Below are 17,378 nucleotides of genomic sequence, written 5' to 3' on the forward strand. Positions count from 1 at the left end.
ACGATGAGTTCAAGATGTTAGGAACTGTAATTAAAAAAATTGTCGGCACAAAGAATGACCGAGAAGTTAAACGATACAGAAAAATCGTTGTACAAATTAATCAACTTGAAGAGTCCTTCCATAAGTTATCTGATGATGATCTATCTGGGAAAACCAGTGAATTTCGTGATCGTCTTGATAAAGGGGAATCACTGGATTCTATTTTACCGGAGGCATTTGCTGTTGTCCGAGAAGCCAGTCAGCGTGTAATGGGAATGCGTCATTTTGACGTACAGCTCATTGGCGGGATGGTGCTTAACGAAGGCAAGATTGCAGAAATGCGGACGGGTGAAGGTAAAACGCTGGTTGCGACATTGGCTGTATACCTAAACGCTTTATCCTCTAAAGGTGTCCATGTTGTCACAGTGAACGATTATCTGGCGAAGCGTGATGCTAACTGGATGAGACCTCTTTATGAGTTTCTAGACATGAGTGTCGGTGTGGTTTTTTCCGGACAAGACCGTGACGATAAAAAAGCGGCTTATCTGTGTGACATTACATACGGTACTAATAACGAATTTGGTTTTGATTACCTGCGTGACAATATGGTCTTTCGTTTAGAAGATCGTGTGCAGCGTGATTTGCATTTTTCTGTTGTCGATGAGGTTGACTCTATCTTGATCGATGAGGCCAGAACGCCGCTCATTATTTCCGGTGCGGTTGAAGACAGTTCTGAGCAGTATCGAAAAATCAATATGCTTGCTCCTCTTCTGGTCAAACAAGAAGAGAGCGAGACTGAAGAGTCCACCGGACACTATATTTTTGATGAATCACAACGCAGTATTGAATTGACTGAAGATGGTCACTCGTTTGTTGAAAATTGGCTGGTTGAACAAGGGATGTTAGCTGAAGGAGAGAGCCTCTACGCGGCAGGTAATCTTTCTCTTTTGCATCATGTGCATGCCTGTTTAAAAGCTCATGTGATTTTCAAGAAGAACGTAGATTATGTTATTCAAGGTGATCAGATTGTCATCGTGGATGAACATACTGGTCGAACTATGGCTGGTCGTCGTTGGTCTGAGGGGATTCATCAGGCGGTTGAAGCAAAAGAGGGTGTGACTATCCAAGCGGAAAGTCAAACGCTTGCCTCAACCACTTTTCAGAATTACTTCCGTTTGTATGAAAAACTGTCTGGTATGACAGGTACGGCTGATACCGAGGCGTTTGAGTTTCAGCAAATATACGGATTGTCGGTCATTGTTATTCCGACCAATCGCCAAGTGCAGCGTAAAGACTTCAATGATTTGATTTACATGTCAACGGAGGACAAGTTTGAAGCCATTGTGTTGGACATTGAAGAGAATGTAAAACAAGGCCGACCTGTTTTGGTGGGTACCGCTTCTATTGATTATTCAGAGGCTCCTTTCTAATTATCTTCTTAAAAAGAATGTTAAGCATAATGTTTTGAATGCGAAGCAGCATGAGCGTGAAGCTGAAATTGTTGCTGAAGCGGGGCGTCCAGGGGCGGTTACCATTGCGACAAACATGGCTGGCCGTGGTACTGACATTGTGTTAGGTGGTAATTTACAGGTTGAGTTGGCGCAGTTAGGCGAAAACGCCAGTCAAGAGCGTATTGACGCGTTAAAAGCTGACTGGAAAATGCGTAACGAGTCTGTTTTGGCGGCAGGTGGTTTGCATATTATTGGTACTGAGCGTCACGAATCACGACGTATAGACAATCAGTTACGTGGTCGTGCTGGTCGTCAGGGCGATGTGGGGTCGTCTCGTTTCTACTTGTCCCTTGAAGACAACTTAATGCGCATTTTTATGTCTGATCGTATTAAAAAGATGATGATGGCGCTCGGTATGGAAAAAGGTGAGGCCATTGAGCATAAGATGGTTTCCAACGCGATTGAAAAAGCCCAGCGTAAAGTCGAGGGTCGTAACTTTGATATTCGTAAGCAGTTGTTGGAATATGATGACGTTGCTAACGATCAAAGACAGGTTATATACCGCCAGCGTTTTGAAATGATGGTGTCTGAAGATCTATCTGAAGCCATTTTAGCGATGCGTGAAGAGGTAGTGGCAGGGCTGATTGATGAGTTTATTCCGCCGCAAAGTATCTTTGATATGTGGGATCTTCCAGGTTTGGAAGAAAAAATTCGCAATGAATTTGGTTTGTCTTTGCCTATTGTTAAATGGGTTGAAGAGGATAAGAAGCTATATGAGGAGCCATTACGTCAGAAGATATTGGACAGCTTCTTAGAAGATTATCAAGCGAAAGAAGCGATTGCAGGTGAGCAGCCATTTAGATCGTTTGAAAAGCAGGTGCTTTTACAGGTGCTCGATACCTTGTGGAAAGAGCATTTGCAAACCATGGATATGCTGAGACAGGGTATTCATCTACGTGGTTACGCGCAGAAAAATCCTAAGCAAGAATATAAGCGTGAGGCGTTTGAATTATTTCAGGGTTTGTTAGAGCAAATTAAGTTTGAAGTGATTCAAATCATTACTCGTGTGAAAGTTCAGTCGGCTGAAGAGGCTTCGAAAATTGAAGAGGCCCGTAGAAAGCAAGAAGAGAAAATGACGATGAGCATGATCCATGATTCTTTGGATGCACTGTCTGACTCTCCTGCAAGCGCGGATGATTCTCAGGAGTATCCTAAAGTGGGTCGAAATGAACCGTGTCCATGCGGCTCAGGTAAAAAATACAAACAATGTCACGGTCGTCTGATTTAATTGGAGAGTGTTTAAATGGCGGTAGGATTACATGATTTTCCAGCTATCCCAGAAATAAAAGGGATTCGGATAGGTGTTGCTGAAGCGGGTATCAAAAGACCGAATAAAAAAGATGTCGTTATTTTTGAAGTATGTGAAGGCGCATCGGTAGCGGGTGTTTTACTCAAAACGCTTTTTGTGCTGCTCCTGTTAGAATTTGCCAGCAGCATTTGGGGTTGTCTGGAAGTCGCTATTTGCTGATTAATACCGGTAATGCTAACGCAGGAACGGGCAAATTAGGTTTGGCTACTGCGTTAAAGACGTGTGAGTTTCTGGCTGATCAAACAGGCGTGAACGTAGAAGCCATCCTGCCGTTTTCAACGGGTGTTATTGGTGAGCCGCTGCCGGTTGATAAGATTATTGCTGCTATTCCTGCTGCGTTAGCTAACTTGTCGGCAAATAACTGGCATTCAGCCGGTGTTGGTATCATGACGACCGATACTCTGCCAAAGGGGTCGATTCGTACTTTTGATTTTGAAGGCAAAACTTACAGTATTGCGGGTATTTCAAAAGGCGCGGGTATGATTCGTCCTAATATGGCGACTATGCTGGGATACGTGTGTAGCGATATTGCTATGGATGTTTCAGTGCTCCAGTCAATACTGAAAGACGTTGTTAATAAAAGTTTTAACCGCATTACTATTGATAGTGATACGTCAACCAATGATTCTTGCGTTGCCATTGCGACAGGCGTGGCGGGTAATGCTAAAGTAACGTCTGTCGATGAGCCTCTTGCTCAAGCCTTTATTGTGGCATTTACCGAAGTGATGCAAGAGTTGGCTCATGCGATCGTTCGAGATGGCGAAGGGGCGACGAAATTTGTGACGGTTGAGGTTGTCGGTGCTGCTATTCAGTCTGATGCAACCAAAACGGCATTTGAAATTGCACATTCGCCTTTGGTTAAGACGGCATTGTTTGCTTCTGATCCAAACTGGGGGCGCATTTTAGCCGTTGTGGGTCGTGCTGGTGTGCAAGATTTGGATGTTGATAAAGTGCAGTTGCATATCAATGGTTTTGAGGTGGCTCGTAATGGTGGTCGTTCTCCAGATTATTTGGAGGAGCACGGTAAGCAAGCTATGGCGCCACAAGAAATTCATATAGTGCTTGATCTAGGTATGGGAGACGAATCTGACGTGGTTTGGACGACAGATTTTTCTCATGAATACGTTACTATCAACGCAGAGTATCGCACCTAATGTTGGTGAAAGTAGCGGCTGGGGTCATTCTTCGGAATGGTTCTGTTTTTATTGCCCTTAGACAATCGAATCAGCATCAAGGTAATCTGTGGGAGTTTCCTGGTGGCAAATGTGAGCCTTCCGAGGCTGTCGATGTTGCCTTGGTGCGTGAATTAAAAGAGGAATGTGGTATTGCCGTAACGGAGTATTCTTTTTTTAAAACGATCTCGCATGATTACGGTGATAAACAAGTTGAATTGCATTTCTATAAAGTCACTGGTTTTGAAGGTGAGCCAATGGGTAAAGAAGGGCAAGAGGTGCGCTGGGTGATAGTGTCTGATTTGCTGTCTTATGAGTTTCCTGAGGCAAACAAAGTTATTGTTGAAGCTTTGATAGCGGAAGTAAAATAGTACAAGCGTAGACTGTGAGTCAGTGTGCTGATATTAAGCGCCGTGTAGGTAAAAAAAGAGCTTCAAATTGAAGCTCTTTTTTTATTTTAGCTGAGTATTTTAGCCAGCAGTTTTCTGACGACGCTGGGTTCAAAAGGTTTACCACATATCGCATCCACACCTTCTTGGGCTATATTTGATAATTGGCTATCTTCTGAGTTTGAGCTTACCATTAGGATTGGGATATGGGCTAGTGCGGGGTCTCTTCGCACTGCTTCGGTCAGTTCTCGGCCATCCATTTCTGGCATATTATAGTCTGTCACAATTAGGTCAAATTCCATTTTACTGAGTAGTTCGATGGCTTCTTTGCCATTTTCTGCGAATTGAATGTCTTCTATTCCCATCGTATTGAGTGTTCTGCTGACGTGCTTTCGAGCCATAAGGCTATCATCGGTCACTAGCACACGTAGCATTTTGGGATCGAACATTTCTAGGTCTATTTCCTCTTCTACGATAAGATCCAGAGTTGCGTAAATGGCTCGTTGTAAGTCTGTTTTACTAAAAGGCTTGGGAAGTATGGCAAGAACGCCAGACTGTCTTAAGTGTTCGAGGTGATCTCTGTTACGCTCGCTGGAAATGAGCATGAAACATTGGTTTTCTGTTTCTTGATTGGCTCTGATTTTGTCAATTAAATCATTGGCACTGCCATCAGGTAAGTACATGGATGAGATAACTAGATCGGGTGGGAATGACGCCAGCGATTCTATGGTTTCTTGGATATTGTTTGCATAGTCTATTTTTCTTATGCCTGCTTCTTCCAGTGCTTTGGTGATGATTTTCTTTTGAGTGTCTGAGGGTTCCACAAGGAGAAAGGAAAGATCACTTATTGCTGCGTAGCTGCTCATACTGAAAACTGCCTATATTGATGTTAATACTGCTTTTTTTGCTCAGACTAATTTAAGCTTAATGATTGCTTATAGTGAATTCCATTATACTAAATAGGTTAACATGTTTTATCTAGTAAATTTGAATGTTAGGGGGTTTGATGTCGACAGCAAGTGCGTGTCATATTTTGGTGAAAACAAAGGCGGAAGCGGAGTCGCTTAAAGAAAAATTAGACAAGGGGGCCGATTTTCATAAATTAGCCAAGCAATTCTCTACTTGCCCATCAGGCAAGAAGGGAGGTGATCTTGGTGAGTTTCGTAAAGGTGATATGGTTGCTGCTTTCGATAAAGCCGTTTTTACTGGGCCTTTATTAAAAGTGCAAGGGCCGATTAAAACCCAGTTTGGTTTTCATCTCATTAAAGTGTTATATCGTTCCTGAGTCTATATAAGAGGAGAAAGGCTATGAGTCATCCTGTTCAGCTTGATGAATTGTATTTTGTGGCGCCCCAGCTTACTGAGTCTGATATTGCTTTACTTAAGGCGCAGGGATTTGAGCGAGTCATTAATAATCGTCCGGAGGCCGAATCGGATGATCAGCCTTCTGGTGATAGTTTACGTGCAGTGGCTGAATCCTTAGGTATGGAGTATGTTAGCAACCCTATCAATTTGGCGGCACTTTCTCAGGATCAAGTTGATTTTCAGAGACATGCTTTGTTGAATGAGAAAAAGACCTTGGCGTTTTGTCGAACTGGTACGCGCTCTTCGGTTTTGTGGGTGTTGTTAGAAAATAGTAAGGGAGTCGATTATAGCGAGCTGGTCGAGAGGGTATCAGGTAAAGGGTTTGACCTTTCTCGTTGTACGTCTGCTATGGCTCCATTGCTTAAATAGACTTTTTTGAGCTTTTTTAAAATAGTATTGGGAAATTATGGTTAGTCGTCCGTCACTAGAAACTGCTACCGCGTCAGATCCAGACCGATTTGTTGAGCCTTTGGAGCTTGGTAAGCGAGTAAAAGAAATTCGTCTTGCAAAAGGCTGGACACTTGAAGAGGTGGGTAAAAGAACTGGTATTGCTCGTTCCACACTGTCGAAAATTGAGAATGATCAAGTGTCGCCAAGTTTTACCATTGTACAGAAGCTGATTAAAGGCTTGGAAATGGATTTGCCGCAATTGTTTGTTGAGGCTAGTGAGCATTCTATTGCGGGAAGGCGTGACATTACTCGAAAAGGTAAAGGTGAGCCTCATCCGACGGCGACATATGAGCATGAGCTGTTAAATTATTCCATTAGTCGTAAAAAGATGGTGCCTTTTAAGACAACCGTTCGAGCTAGATCTTTTACCGAGTTTAAAGAGTGGGTTCGTCATGATGGTGAAGAATTTCTGTTGGTATTGCAGGGAAAGATTAATTTTTTCTCTGAGCTCTATGAGCCAATTGAATTAAAAGAAGGTGACAGTGTGTATTATGATGCCACTATGGGGCATGCTGTTGTGTCAACATCAATAAAAGATGCAGAAATACTTTGGGTGGTTGCCCGTTAATAAGTGATTTATAGAAGAAGGTTGTAGAACATTATGAAGCAGTGGGAATTGACAAGTTGGAGAGAAAAGACGGCACTACAACAGCCGGTTTATCCTAATGCGGAGCATTTAGCTCACGTCGAGAAAACATTAGGGAAAATGCCTCCGCTGGTTTTTGCTGGTGAGGCGCGGCAGTTGAAAAAAGCCCTAGCGCAGGTCGCCAATAGACAGTCATTTCTACTGCAAGGTGGGGATTGTGCGGAGAGTTTCGCGGAGTTTCATGCGAATAATATTCGCGATACGTTTAAGGTTATGTTGCAAATGGCCGTCGTTTTGACTTATGCCGGTAAATGCCCAGTTGTTAAAGTTGGGCGAATGGCTGGGCAGTTTGCCAAACCAAGATCGGCGGGAACAGAGACAATAAATGGTGTTGAGCTGCCGAGTTATCGCGGTGATATTATTAATGGTATTGAGTTTACGGAGCAAGCTAGGGTTCCAGATCCTGAGCGTTTACTGCAAGTTTATAATCAAAGTGCATCGACCATGAATTTACTTCGTGCCTTTGCTCAGGGTGGATTTGCAGATTTGCATCAGGTGCATCAATGGAATTTAGATTTCTTAAGTGCGAGTCCAGCTGGTAGTCGTTATCAAGGAGTCGCCGACAAGATAGATGATGCATTACAGTTTATGGAAGCTTGTGGTATAGGTCCTGGTTTAGCGCAACTTAGAGAGACAGATTTCTATACTTCTCATGAAGCGCTGTTGTTGCCATATGAGCAATCTTTAACTCGTAAGGATAGCTTGACGGGGGATTGGTACGACTGTTCCGCGCATATGTTGTGGATTGGTGACCGGACTCGCCAGTTGGATGGCGCACACGTAGAATTTCTGCGCGGCGTAAAAAATCCTATCGGTGTTAAAGCTGGTCCATCTATGGATCCTGAGGACCTTTTGCGTCTGTGTGATGTGTTGAACCCTGAGAATGAAGCCGGTCGTTTGAATATTATTGTTAGGATGGGTGTTGATAAAGTGGCGGAGGGAATGCCTAAGCTTATTCGTGCCATTCAGCGCGAAGGTAAGCAAGTGGTTTGGAGTAGTGATCCGATGCACGGCAATACAGTAAAGGCATCAACGGGCTACAAAACGCGCCGTGTAGATGACGTGTTAAGAGAAGTTCAGCAATTCTTCCAAGTTCACAATGCAGAAGGTACTTATGCCGGCGGTGTGCATTTTGAAATGACAGGGCAAAACGTGACTGAATGCGTTGGTGGTGCCTTTGAGGTGACGGAAGCGGATTTGGCGGATCGATATCACACACATTGTGATCCTCGTTTGAATGCAGATCAGTCTTTAGAGTTGGCTTTCATGATTTCTGAGACGCTAAAAAAAGCAAGAGCGTGATGTGCTGACAGCATAAAAAGGCCCAGATTGAATTGTCATCAATCTGGGCCTTTTTATTTGCAGAGATGATCAGCCTTTACGGCGACGAAATGCAGACGTGGCAGATTTAGATGTTACATCAATTTTTGCCATGATGAGTGCCATTTCTTCTGCTTCAGCTTGTTGCTGTGACTTCAATTTTTCTTCGCGTTCCTTTTTGGCGGCTCTTTCCGCCTCGTTTAGCATTTTTTGAATGCTGGCTTTGCTTTTGGCGCGAGGGGGCGCTTTTTTCTTTTCAGTCGCGGCAGCAACAGGTGTTCCTAGTCTGTCTTCACCGATAAGCTCGCCAAAAAAAGATTTGGCCGTTGGGGCGGACTCAATTGTCTTTTTTGGTAGTTCTACTGTTTTTTTCCGCAACTTTTCTTACTTTTTTAGGTTGTTCTGCTGTTGATACGCCATTTGAATCAAATAGCGCTTTTTTGCCAAAGTTTAGGTTGACGGATTTTTCAGCCGTCTGCGCAATTTTATAGCCTCGCAAACTTTCGCCGTTATAAATAGAAATATAATCCGTTTCTAATTCATAAAGCTCTTCTTTGTCGCTTGTTTCAAATAGTTCTTCAACTGTAAAAGCTTCAACGCCATTCTCCCTAATGTCGTTGTATAAAGGAAAGTCCAAACCTTCGCTTGTTGCTTCTACGTACTGCTCGAAACGTTGGAAGCCACTATTGAAAGACGTTCCAATGTAGTGTTTGCCGGAGATGTTATTTGTGATTTTAAAAACGACCAAAATCGCTGCCTCTTACGTAATATCTTTTAATAGCACATAAACCCCAGTCACCAGAGGTAATCCAAAGGTGACTGGGGTTTATAAGAAATGGGTTTAGTGTTTTACGACGATGTTGAGACCGTCACGAACATTCAAATGAACATTCTCAACTCGTGTGTCTTGCGCAATTAAGCGGTTGACCTGATTTACAGCGACGTCGCTGTTTTCTTTTGGGTCTAGAACTCTTCCTTGCCATAAGGAGTTATCAATGATGATAAGGCCGCCAGACTTAACAAGCGGTAGTACTGCTTGGTAGTAATTTAGATAGTTGCGCTTATCGGCATCAATAAAGACAAAGTCAAATTCCCCTTCAAGGGATTCGATTGTATCGAGCGCCGGGCCAAAAATCGTTTGGATTTTTGTGCCATGCTCGCTACGATCAAAAAATGATTGAGCGAATTCAATCGCTCTAGGGTTAGTTTCACAGCAAATGAGTTTGCCATCGCTAGGCATGCCCTCGGCGATAGAGAGTGCAGAATAACCAGTAAACATACCGATCTCTAGTGCGCGTTTAGGTCGGGCTATTTTTGCCAGGAGCTTCAAGGTGCGGCCAATGGTTTTTCCTGATAACTTGTTCGGGTAGCCCATTTCAGAATAAGTTCTTTCAACTAATTCAATTAATAGGTCAGGTTCTGCTTGAGTAGTCTCAATGCAGTAGTCGTCAAGGGTTGAAAGATCCATAGAGCCTTTTGATAAATGAAGTCTGTGTGAAACGGATGCTAATTTTACTCTGCATGCAGAGAATGTCTATGCCTTAAAGACAGAAAAAAGGCTTGATTTTTGTATGTTACTGTTTAGCGCCACTATAAACAGCAATTAAATTAGATTCGCATGCATAATCGAAAAATGCTAATTTATGCGCTGAAATTTACATGTGCTCTTTGGTATGGAGCACCACTGACTCCGATAGGGGAATAAAATGCCTGTAATTACTTTGCCTGATGGCAGCCAACGCTCTTTTTCAAATCCTGTTACTGTCATGCAAGTGGCTGAGGATATTGGTCCAGGTCTTGCTAAAGCCACTGTTGCTGGTCGTGTAAATGGTCAGTTGGTTGATGCCTGTGAGCTGATTTCTGATGACGTTACCTTAAGCATCATTACTGGAAAGGATTCTGAGGGTGTAGAGATTATTCGTCACTCTTTTGCGCACCTTGTTGGGCATGCTGTTAAGCAGCTATACCCGACTGCCGAAATGGCAATTGGTCCTGTGATTGATGAAGGGTTCTATTACGATATCGCTTATGAGCGCCCCTTTACTCCAGAAGATTTGGTGGCTATTGAAAAGCGTATTGGTGAGTTGGTTAAAACCGATTACGATGTTGTTAAGAAAATGACACCGATTGGTGATGCGCGTCAGCAATTTGTTGAACGTGGCGAGACCTATAAGGTCGCCTTGATTGATGATATGGACGAATCTGTAAAAGAAGTCGGTTTGTATCATCATCAAGAATACATGGATATGTGTCGTGGCCCTCACGTGCCAAACACTCGAGTGTTGCGTCACTTTAAGTTGATGAAGCTGGCGGGTGCATACTGGCGTGGTGATTCTAATAATGAAATGCTACAGCGTATCTATGGAACGGCGTGGAATGATAAAAAAGAATTAAGCGCTTATTTAACTCGAATCGAAGAAGCTGAAAAGCGCGACCATCGTAAGTTAGGTAAGAAATTAGATCTTTTTCATCTTCAAGAAGAAGCGCCTGGAATGGTATTTTGGCATCCTAAAGGGTGGCGTCTATACCAAGCCGTTGAGCAATACATGCGTCAGAAGCAACTTGATAACCACTATCAAGAGGTGAAGACACCACAAATTGTTGACCGTGTGCTGTGGGAGAAATCTGGGCATTGGGGCAAATATCATGAGAATATGTTTACTACGCATTCTGAAAATCGTGATTATGCCGTTAAACCGATGAACTGTCCTTGCCACATTCAGGTTTATAATCAGGGGCTGAAAAGTTACCGTGATTTACCATTTCGTATGGCGGAATTTGGCTCTTGTCACCGTAACGAGCCTTCTGGTGCGTTACATGGTATTATGCGTGTGCGTAATTTCGTTCAAGACGATGGTCATATTTTTGTAACTGAAGGTCAAATTCAACAAGAAGTGTCTGAATTTATTGCTTTGTTGCACGAAGTTTATGCAGACTTTGGTTTTGACAATATTATTTATCGCTTGTCTACTCGTCCTGAACAGCGTGTGGGATCAGATGAAGTTTGGGATAAGGCTGAAAAATCTTTATCAGACGCTTTGGATTCTGCCGGTTTGGAATGGGAAGAGTTGCCAGGTGAAGGTGCTTTCTACGGACCAAAAATTGAGTTCTCTTTGAAAGATGCCATTGGTCGTGTGTGGCAATGTGGCACCATTCAGGTAGATTTTTCAATGCCAACTCGCTTGGGTGCGCAATATGTGTCGGAAGATGGTTCACGCCAAACGCCGGTAATGTTGCACCGAGCGATAGTAGGATCACTTGAGCGTTTTATCGGTATTTTGATTGAAGAGACAGAAGGTGCCTTTCCGGTCTGGCTTGCGCCTGAACAAGTTGTTATCATGAACATTACAGACCGCCAAGCAGACTATTGCTCTGATTTGGCAAAAACATTGAATTCAAATGGCTTTAGAGCAAAACTTGACTTGAGAAACGAGAAGATCGGGTTTAAAATCCGCGAGCATACTCTTCAACGAGTGCCGTACATGATTGTAGTTGGTGATAAAGAAGTAGAGCAGAAACAAGTTGCTGTTCGTACTCGTACTGGCGAAGATCTTGGAGTGATGAGTATTTCCGAATTTGAAGGTTTGCTTCAAAAAGAAGTTGCTCGCCGTAGCCGTAAACAAGAAATGGAGATAGTACTATAAAAGGTAATATGAATCGTGGACGTACCGCTAGTAAGCAGCGTCCTCTAATCAACGAGAACATTCGAGCTACCGAAGTGCGTTTGATCGCTGCTGATGGTGAACAAGTTGGCGTTGTCTCTCTTGAAGAGGCACTAAAAGCAGCTCAAGAGGCTGCTTTAGACTTAGTGCAAATTGCTGATTCAGATCCGATTGTTTGCAAAATCATGGACTACGGCAAGCATATTTTTGAAGCGAAGAAAGCGAAAGCTGCGCAAAAGAAAAATGCGAAGCAGATCCAGGTTAAAGAAATGAAATTCCGTCCAGGGACGGAGGAAGGGGATTATCAGGTGAAACTCCGCAACCTGATACGTTTCCTTGAAGGCGGGGATAAGGCCAAAGTGTCGTTACGATACCGCGGTCGTGAAATGGCCCATCAGGAGCTTGGTATGCAGCTTATGAATCGAGTCGCAGCAGACTTAGAAGATTATGGTGTAGTAGAGCAAGCTGCGAAAATGGAAGGTCGTCAATTGACTATGGTGCTAGGCCCCAAAAAGAAGAAGTAATTTTAAGTAATTTGGCTTTAAGGGCTTCGGCTCTTAAAGACTAAACTATGGAAAAATTACACTAACATTAACGAATGCGAGAGTGGTTTTATCATGTCCAAAATTAAGTCACACAGTGGCGCAGCTAAGCGCTTCAAACGTACCGCGAATGGTTTTAAACATAAACAGTCTCATACTAGTCATATTTTGACTAAAAAATCGACTAAGCGTAAGCGTCATCTTCGTCCTATGGGACAGATCGCGCAGTGCGATAAAGCGTCTATTGTACGCATGTTGCCATACATCTAAGTCTAGATTTTTTTAGTTCATTAATTTATTAGTAAAAGGTTTATATTATGCCTCGCGTAAAACGTGGTGTTCAGGCTCGTCGCCGTCACAAAAAGATTTTAAAGCAAGCTAAAGGTTACTACGGTGCACGTAGCCGTGTATTTCGTGTAGCAAAACAAGCTGTTATCAAAGCTGGTCAGTATCAGTACCGTGACCGTCGTCAGCGTAAACGTCAATTCCGCGCATTGTGGATTGCTCGTATTAACGCTGCTGCACGTATCAATGGTCTGTCTTACAGCCGTTTCATTGCTGGCTTGAAACAAGCAGCTATTGAAATTGACCGTAAGGTTTTGGCTGACCTAGCTGTGTACGAGAAAGAAGTTTTTGCTGCTATCGTTGAAAAAGCGAAAGTAAGCTTGGCTTAATTTCTGACGTAGCCTTAGGGTGATTCAATCTTGATAGATGTAATCTTAATAGAGCGAGTCATTCAATGCAGTCTTTGATAGGGGAAGAGCCAATGGTTCTTCCCCTATTTTATTTTTTGGAGTGTGTAAATGGAGAACCTAAAGCAGATTCTTGCTGATGCGCTAAGCGCAGTGGCTGCGTCTGAGAGTGAGTCCGCTCTGGATGATGTACGTGTACATTATTTGGGTAAGAAGGGCGCTCTGACTGCTTTGTTGAAACAGCTTGGTAATGTTTCTGCAGAGGACCGACCAAAATTCGGTCAAATGGTCAATGAAGCAAAAGACCAAGTTCAGGAAAAAATTACTGAGCGTAAACAGTTTCTTGCAGAAGCGGCACTAAACGCTAAATTAGCAACCGAAACAATTGATATTTCTTTGTCTGGTAAAGGTCAGGACGTGGGTGGCTTGCATCCTGTGACTCGTACCATGGAGCGTATCGAGAACTTTTTTCCGTGGTATTGGTTTCGATGTGGCTGCAGGGCCAGAAATTGAAGACGATTATCACAACTTTGAAGCGTTAAATATTCCTGCGCATCACCCTGCACGTGCAATGCAAGATACCTTCTATTTTAATCCATCAACCGTACTAAGAACGCATACATCTCCAGTTCAAGTACGCACAATGGAAACGACTCAGCCGCCAATTCGTATTATTTGCCCTGGTCGTGTGTATCGTTGTGATTCAGATCAGACTCATACGCCTATGTTTCATCAGGTTGAAGGTCTGCTTATTGATGAAAATATTTCATTCGCAGATTTGAAGGGGATTTTGCAGCAATTTCTGAATGTTTTCTTTGAAGACGATTTGAAAGTGCGTTTTCGTCCTAGCTACTTCCCATTTACTGAGCCTTCCATTGAAGTGGATATCATGCGAACGAATAGCAAGGGCGAAGAGTCTTGGTTGGAAGTGTTGGGTTGTGGCATGGTGCACCCGAAAGTCCTTGAAATGTCAGGAATTGATTCCGAAAAATACACAGGCTTCGCTTTTGGCATGGGGGTAGAGCGTTTCGCTATGCTGCGCTATAAAGTGGATGACCTTCGTATGTTTTTTGAGAACGATTTGCGTTTCCTTAAACAGTTCAAGTAACCAGTCGACCTAGGATATTGTTATGAAAATTAGTGAGAATTGGCTAAGAGAGTGGGTCAATCCAGGTATCAGTAGTGATGACTTGGCTGCTCAGATTACCCTAGCTGGCCTTGAAGTGGATGAAGTATTACCCGTAGCGTCGGCATTTACAGGTGTTGTCGTAGGAGAAATTATCAGTGCTGAACCTCATCCGGATGCCGATAAATTGCAAGTGTGCAAAGTATCTGATGGCGTAGAAACTTTTCAGGTTGTCTGTGGCGCACCAAATGCACGTCCTGGTATCAAAATACCTTTTGCTAAAATTGGTGCCGTATTGGGTGCGGATTTTAAAATCAAAAAGGCCAAACTGCGTCAAGTGGAATCCTTTGGAATGCTTTGCTCTGCTTCTGAATTGGGCTTGAGTGATGACCATGATGGCATTATGGAACTGCCCGTCAGTGCCCAAACGGGCGAAGATTTCCGAGCGTTTTTAGGGCTTGATGATCAGATTATTGATGTCGACTTAACGCCTAACCGCAGTGACTGTTTGAGTGTTGCTGGTTTAGCTCGTGAAGTGGGCGTGTTAAATAAGTTGGATGTGACTCCGGTACAAATTACACCCGCTACGGTTGTTGTGGATGATGCTTTCCCAGTGCGAGTTGAGGCGACAGACGCTTGTCCTCGTTATTTGGGGCGTGTTGTACGTGGCGTTGATGTAAGTGCTCAAACGCCTCTGTGGATGGTGGAGAAGCTTCGCCGCAGTGGCATTCGCTCTATTGATCCAATTGTCGATATTACCAACTACGTCATGCTTGAATTAGGCCAGCCTATGCACGCCTTCGATTTGGCGAATTTGTCGGGTTCGATCGTTGTGCGCATGGCGAAGAAAGATGAGCAAATTGTCTTATTGGATGGTCAGAAAGTAACGCTTCGTGATGATACCTTGGTGATTGCCGATGAGAATGCACCATTGGCTATTGCTGGCATAATGGGAGGAGAAGGCTCTGGTGTAAGTGCACAGACGAAAGACATCTTTCTTGAAAGTGCTTTCTTTGCTCCATTGGCGTTGGCTGGTAAGGCCCGTTCTTATGGTTTGCATACGGATTCTTCTCACCGTTTTGAGCGTGGTGTGGATGCCACACTTCAAGATAAAGCCATTGAGCGTGCTACCGCGTTGGTTATTGAGATTGCTGGCGGTCAAGTGGGGCCTATCACTCATGCCGTAGCTGAGTCGGCGTTGCCAGACGCTGCGATTGTGACGCTACGTCGTAAAAAGCTAGATCAGTATTTGGCAATGTCGATTGACAAGGACTTGGTGACAGACATTCTAACACGTCTTGGCCTAGAGATGATTGAGGTGACAGACGATGCTTGGACGACCAAAGCGCCATCCCATCGTTTTGATATTGCGATTGAGGCTGATTTAATCGAAGAGGTGGCTCGTATCTATGGTTACGATAACCTTCCTTCTTCTATGCCTCAAGCGGCGGTGAATTTTACGTCTTTGCCTGAGTCGAAAACACAGATTCAAGTGTTGCGCTCTATTTTGGTATCGCAGGGTTATCAAGAGGCGGTCACTTACAGTTTTATCGATCCCGTATTGAGTAAACAATTTTTGCCGAATATTGAGCCAGTGCCATTAGCGAATCCTATTTCGGCTGATATGGGAGTAATGCGTCCTAGTTTGGTCCCAGGCTTAGTGAGAGCGTATCTTTATAATCAAAATCGTCAGCAGTCTCGTGTTCGCCTATTTGAAACAGGTCGCCGCTTTATTGGATCTGTTGAGGCATTGGCAGAATTAGACCAGCAGCAACAGATCGCGGGTTTAATTGCAGGCTCTCGTCATGCTGAAGCTTGGTACCACGGCAATGAGAAAGTCGACTTTTATGATCTAAAAGCACATGTAGAAGCTTTGTTTGCTTTGAATAATGGCGGCAAACCAACTTATGAGCGTTCTGAGTGCGAGTTTTTACACCCAGGTCGTTCTGCTGATATCTTCTTGGATGGTCAGTTTGTCGGTTTGATGGGGGAGTTGCATCCTCAGCTCTCTAAGACATTAGGTGCAAATCAGCCTATTTATGTTTTTGATATTGCTTTGTCGGCTGTGTTAAATGCGACCTTGCCAGAATACGAGGCGGTTTCTCGTTTCCCTGAAGTTCGTCGTGACTTGGCCTTGTTGGTTGATCGTTCTGTGCCTGTTAGCGCGTTGGAAAAAGTCATTGCTTCGGCTGCCGGTGATGCGCTAAAAAATGTTTTGGTTTTTGATGTTTATCAGGGGCAAGGCATTGATGAAACGAAAAAAAGTGTCGCTTTGGGCTTGACGTGGCAGCATCCTTCACACACTCTTAGTGATGAAGAAGTGAACAACTCAGTCGAACAAACTGTCGCAGCCTTGTCTGAGCAGTTGGGAGCCGTTGTAAGGGGGTAGATTTATGGGATCGTTGACAAAAGCGGATCTTGCTGAAAACTTGGTGGACACCATTGGTTTAAGCAAAAAAGACGCAAAAGACCTTGTGGAAGGTTTTTTTGATGTCGTGCGTCATTCTTTAATAGAAAGACAGCAAGTTAAGTTGTCGGGGTTTGGTAACTTTGAAGTGCGCGAGAAGAGTCAGCGTCCTGGTCGAAATCCTAAAACGGGCGAAGAAATCCCAATTACAGCGCGTACCGTTGTTACTTTTCGACCTGGGCAGAAGCTTAAGTCGAAAGTAGAAGACTATATGCAAGAGTAAGGTTGCTATTTAGGTTATTAAAAGCCATCCAGTAGGATGGCTTTTTTAATTCTACAGGATAGGGAGATCCTGTTGAGTCTTTCTGGGGCTTTCTATGTGATATTTGCCACACCCTTCGATGTTGGTCATAAACTTGAACGAGAAAGATATTTAGATCAATGTTTAAGCAGTTATCTGGCTGAATTTTAGTATGATGATTAAATTGAAAAAAACTTAATAAAAGTCTTCCCTTTTCAATTTGTTATAGTAATATACGCACCCGCTGACAGAGACAGAGTTTAACTCTTTCAATGTAAGTTTTCGGGGCGTAGCGCAGCCTGGTAGCGCACTAGCATGGGGTGTTAGTGGTCGCAGGTTCAAATCCTGCCGTCCCGACCAAAATTTGAGAAATGCCGCTATAGCTCAGTTGGTAGAGCATCTGACTTGTAATCAGAGGGTCCCGAGTTCGACTCTTGGTGGCGGCACCAGTTTTGGTCGAAGTTCTTTTCTTGATTATGGGAAAGAGCAAAAAAAGATTTTACTTTT

Annotated in this window: 15 protein-coding genes, 2 tRNA genes and 3 pseudogenes; 16 read left to right on the plus strand and 4 right to left on the minus strand. The window is 43.6% G+C overall.

Annotated elements, in window-relative coordinates; all coding sequences use genetic code 11:
* Positions 1–14: 14 nt before the first annotated feature.
* The 3 genes and pseudogenes from secA to mutT all read left to right on the plus strand — a co-directional run bounded on the left by secA (position 15) and on the right by mutT (position 4,342).
* A pseudogene (secA, locus tag ONZ52_RS22700) lies at positions 15–2,718 on the plus strand (preprotein translocase subunit SecA).
* A 15-nt stretch (positions 2,719–2,733) separates the two neighbouring features.
* Positions 2,734–3,953, plus strand: a pseudogene (gene argJ / locus ONZ52_RS22705) (bifunctional glutamate N-acetyltransferase/amino-acid acetyltransferase ArgJ).
* On the plus strand, positions 3,953–4,342 hold the full coding sequence (gene mutT, locus ONZ52_RS22710; RefSeq protein ID WP_265220876.1) for an 8-oxo-dGTP diphosphatase MutT: 390 nt from the start codon (positions 3,953–3,955) through the stop codon (positions 4,340–4,342). The pseudogene argJ and the gene mutT overlap by 1 nt, the downstream one beginning before the upstream one ends.
* Positions 4,343–4,428: 86 nt before the next feature.
* On the opposite strand, the gene ONZ52_RS22715 is transcribed toward mutT, so the two are convergent.
* Complete coding sequence (locus tag ONZ52_RS22715; protein ID WP_265220877.1) at positions 4,429–5,226, minus strand: response regulator; 798 nt, start codon at positions 5,224–5,226, stop codon at positions 4,429–4,431.
* Positions 5,227–5,366: 140 nt separating this feature from the next.
* On the opposite strand from ONZ52_RS22715, the gene ppiC reads away from it, so the two are divergent.
* The 4 genes from ppiC to ONZ52_RS22735 are packed head-to-tail and all read left to right on the plus strand — an operon-like array spanning position 5,367 to position 8,123.
* Positions 5,367–5,645, plus strand: a complete 279-nt coding sequence (gene ppiC / locus ONZ52_RS22720) for a peptidylprolyl isomerase PpiC (protein ID WP_321160400.1) — start codon at positions 5,367–5,369, stop codon at positions 5,643–5,645.
* A gap of 23 nt (positions 5,646–5,668) precedes the next feature.
* A complete protein-coding gene (locus ONZ52_RS22725; RefSeq protein WP_265220879.1) occupies positions 5,669–6,094 on the plus strand; it encodes a protein tyrosine phosphatase family protein in 426 nt (141 codons plus the stop codon).
* A 37-nt stretch (positions 6,095–6,131) separates the two neighbouring features.
* Positions 6,132–6,743, plus strand: a complete 612-nt coding sequence (locus ONZ52_RS22730) for a helix-turn-helix domain-containing protein (RefSeq protein ID WP_111607282.1) — start codon at positions 6,132–6,134, stop codon at positions 6,741–6,743.
* Between the two features lie 33 nt (positions 6,744–6,776).
* Positions 6,777–8,123 (plus strand): class II 3-deoxy-7-phosphoheptulonate synthase, encoded by a 1,347-nt coding sequence (locus ONZ52_RS22735; RefSeq protein WP_265220880.1) that lies wholly within the window; start codon positions 6,777–6,779, stop codon positions 8,121–8,123.
* Positions 8,124–8,192: 69 nt separating this feature from the next.
* On the opposite strand, the gene ONZ52_RS22740 is transcribed toward ONZ52_RS22735, so the two are convergent.
* The 3 genes from ONZ52_RS22740 to ONZ52_RS22750 all read right to left on the minus strand — a co-directional run bounded on the left by ONZ52_RS22740 (position 8,193) and on the right by ONZ52_RS22750 (position 9,609).
* A complete protein-coding gene (locus tag ONZ52_RS22740; RefSeq protein WP_265220881.1) occupies positions 8,193–8,519 on the minus strand; it encodes a hypothetical protein in 327 nt (108 codons plus the stop codon).
* Positions 8,479–8,889 (minus strand): GIY-YIG nuclease family protein, encoded by a 411-nt coding sequence (locus ONZ52_RS22745; RefSeq protein WP_265220882.1) that lies wholly within the window; start codon positions 8,887–8,889, stop codon positions 8,479–8,481. Before ONZ52_RS22745 ends, ONZ52_RS22740 begins: the two co-directional genes overlap by 41 nt.
* 93 nt (positions 8,890–8,982) lie before the next feature.
* On the minus strand, positions 8,983–9,609 hold the full coding sequence (locus tag ONZ52_RS22750) for an O-methyltransferase (protein WP_265220883.1): 627 nt from the start codon (positions 9,607–9,609) through the stop codon (positions 8,983–8,985).
* A gap of 238 nt (positions 9,610–9,847) precedes the next feature.
* On the opposite strand from ONZ52_RS22750, the gene thrS reads away from it, so the two are divergent.
* From thrS to ONZ52_RS22795, 9 genes and pseudogenes are all read left to right on the plus strand, one after another.
* Entirely contained in the window at positions 9,848–11,785 is a 1,938-nt protein-coding gene (gene thrS / locus ONZ52_RS22755) for a threonine--tRNA ligase (RefSeq protein WP_265220884.1), read from the plus strand.
* 8 nt (positions 11,786–11,793) lie between these two features.
* Entirely contained in the window at positions 11,794–12,327 is a 534-nt protein-coding gene (gene infC, locus ONZ52_RS22760) for a translation initiation factor IF-3 (protein ID WP_265220885.1), read from the plus strand.
* Positions 12,328–12,420: 93 nt separating this feature from the next.
* Entirely contained in the window at positions 12,421–12,615 is a 195-nt protein-coding gene (gene rpmI, locus ONZ52_RS22765; protein ID WP_111607288.1) for a 50S ribosomal protein L35, read from the plus strand.
* 47 nt (positions 12,616–12,662) lie between these two features.
* Positions 12,663–13,019, plus strand: coding sequence for a 50S ribosomal protein L20 (gene rplT, locus ONZ52_RS22770; RefSeq protein WP_012070283.1), 357 nt, complete (start codon positions 12,663–12,665; stop codon positions 13,017–13,019).
* 129 nt (positions 13,020–13,148) lie between these two features.
* A pseudogene (gene pheS / locus ONZ52_RS22775) lies at positions 13,149–14,145 on the plus strand (phenylalanine--tRNA ligase subunit alpha).
* A 22-nt stretch (positions 14,146–14,167) separates the two neighbouring features.
* Positions 14,168–16,552, plus strand: coding sequence for a phenylalanine--tRNA ligase subunit beta (gene pheT / locus ONZ52_RS22780; RefSeq protein ID WP_265220886.1), 2,385 nt, complete (start codon positions 14,168–14,170; stop codon positions 16,550–16,552).
* A gap of 4 nt (positions 16,553–16,556) precedes the next feature.
* Entirely contained in the window at positions 16,557–16,853 is a 297-nt protein-coding gene (locus ONZ52_RS22785) for an integration host factor subunit alpha (RefSeq protein ID WP_111607291.1), read from the plus strand.
* Between the two features lie 301 nt (positions 16,854–17,154).
* Positions 17,155–17,231: transfer RNA gene (locus ONZ52_RS22790), tRNA-Pro, on the plus strand.
* Positions 17,232–17,244: 13 nt separating this feature from the next.
* Positions 17,245–17,320, plus strand: a tRNA-Thr gene (locus ONZ52_RS22795).
* The last annotated feature ends 58 nt before the right edge of the window (positions 17,321–17,378 follow it).

The organism is Marinomonas rhodophyticola, from assembly GCF_026113935.1.
In the GTDB taxonomy this organism is placed as follows: Bacteria; Pseudomonadota; Gammaproteobacteria; order Pseudomonadales; family Marinomonadaceae; genus Marinomonas; species Marinomonas rhodophyticola.

Bases quoted from the DNA above. Each gene is read 5' to 3' on its own strand.
- mutT (WP_265220876.1), top strand. From the start codon at position 3,953: ATGTTGGTGAAAGTAGCGGCTGGGGTCATTCTTCGGAATGGTTCTGTT.
- ONZ52_RS22715 (WP_265220877.1), bottom strand. From the start codon at position 5,226: ATGAGCAGCTACGCAGCAATAAGTGATCTTTCCTTTCTCCTTGTGGAA.
- ppiC (WP_321160400.1), top strand. From the start codon at position 5,367: ATGTCGACAGCAAGTGCGTGTCATATTTTGGTGAAAACAAAGGCGGAA.
- ONZ52_RS22725 (WP_265220879.1), top strand. From the start codon at position 5,669: ATGAGTCATCCTGTTCAGCTTGATGAATTGTATTTTGTGGCGCCCCAG.
- ONZ52_RS22730 (WP_111607282.1), top strand. From the start codon at position 6,132: ATGGTTAGTCGTCCGTCACTAGAAACTGCTACCGCGTCAGATCCAGAC.
- ONZ52_RS22735 (WP_265220880.1), top strand. From the start codon at position 6,777: ATGAAGCAGTGGGAATTGACAAGTTGGAGAGAAAAGACGGCACTACAA.
- ONZ52_RS22750 (WP_265220883.1), bottom strand. From the start codon at position 9,609: ATGGATCTTTCAACCCTTGACGACTACTGCATTGAGACTACTCAAGCA.
- thrS (WP_265220884.1), top strand. From the start codon at position 9,848: ATGCCTGTAATTACTTTGCCTGATGGCAGCCAACGCTCTTTTTCAAAT.
- infC (WP_265220885.1), top strand. From the start codon at position 11,794: ATGAATCGTGGACGTACCGCTAGTAAGCAGCGTCCTCTAATCAACGAG.
- rpmI (WP_111607288.1), top strand. From the start codon at position 12,421: ATGTCCAAAATTAAGTCACACAGTGGCGCAGCTAAGCGCTTCAAACGT.
- rplT (WP_012070283.1), top strand. From the start codon at position 12,663: ATGCCTCGCGTAAAACGTGGTGTTCAGGCTCGTCGCCGTCACAAAAAG.
- pheT (WP_265220886.1), top strand. From the start codon at position 14,168: ATGAAAATTAGTGAGAATTGGCTAAGAGAGTGGGTCAATCCAGGTATC.
- ONZ52_RS22785 (WP_111607291.1), top strand. From the start codon at position 16,557: ATGGGATCGTTGACAAAAGCGGATCTTGCTGAAAACTTGGTGGACACC.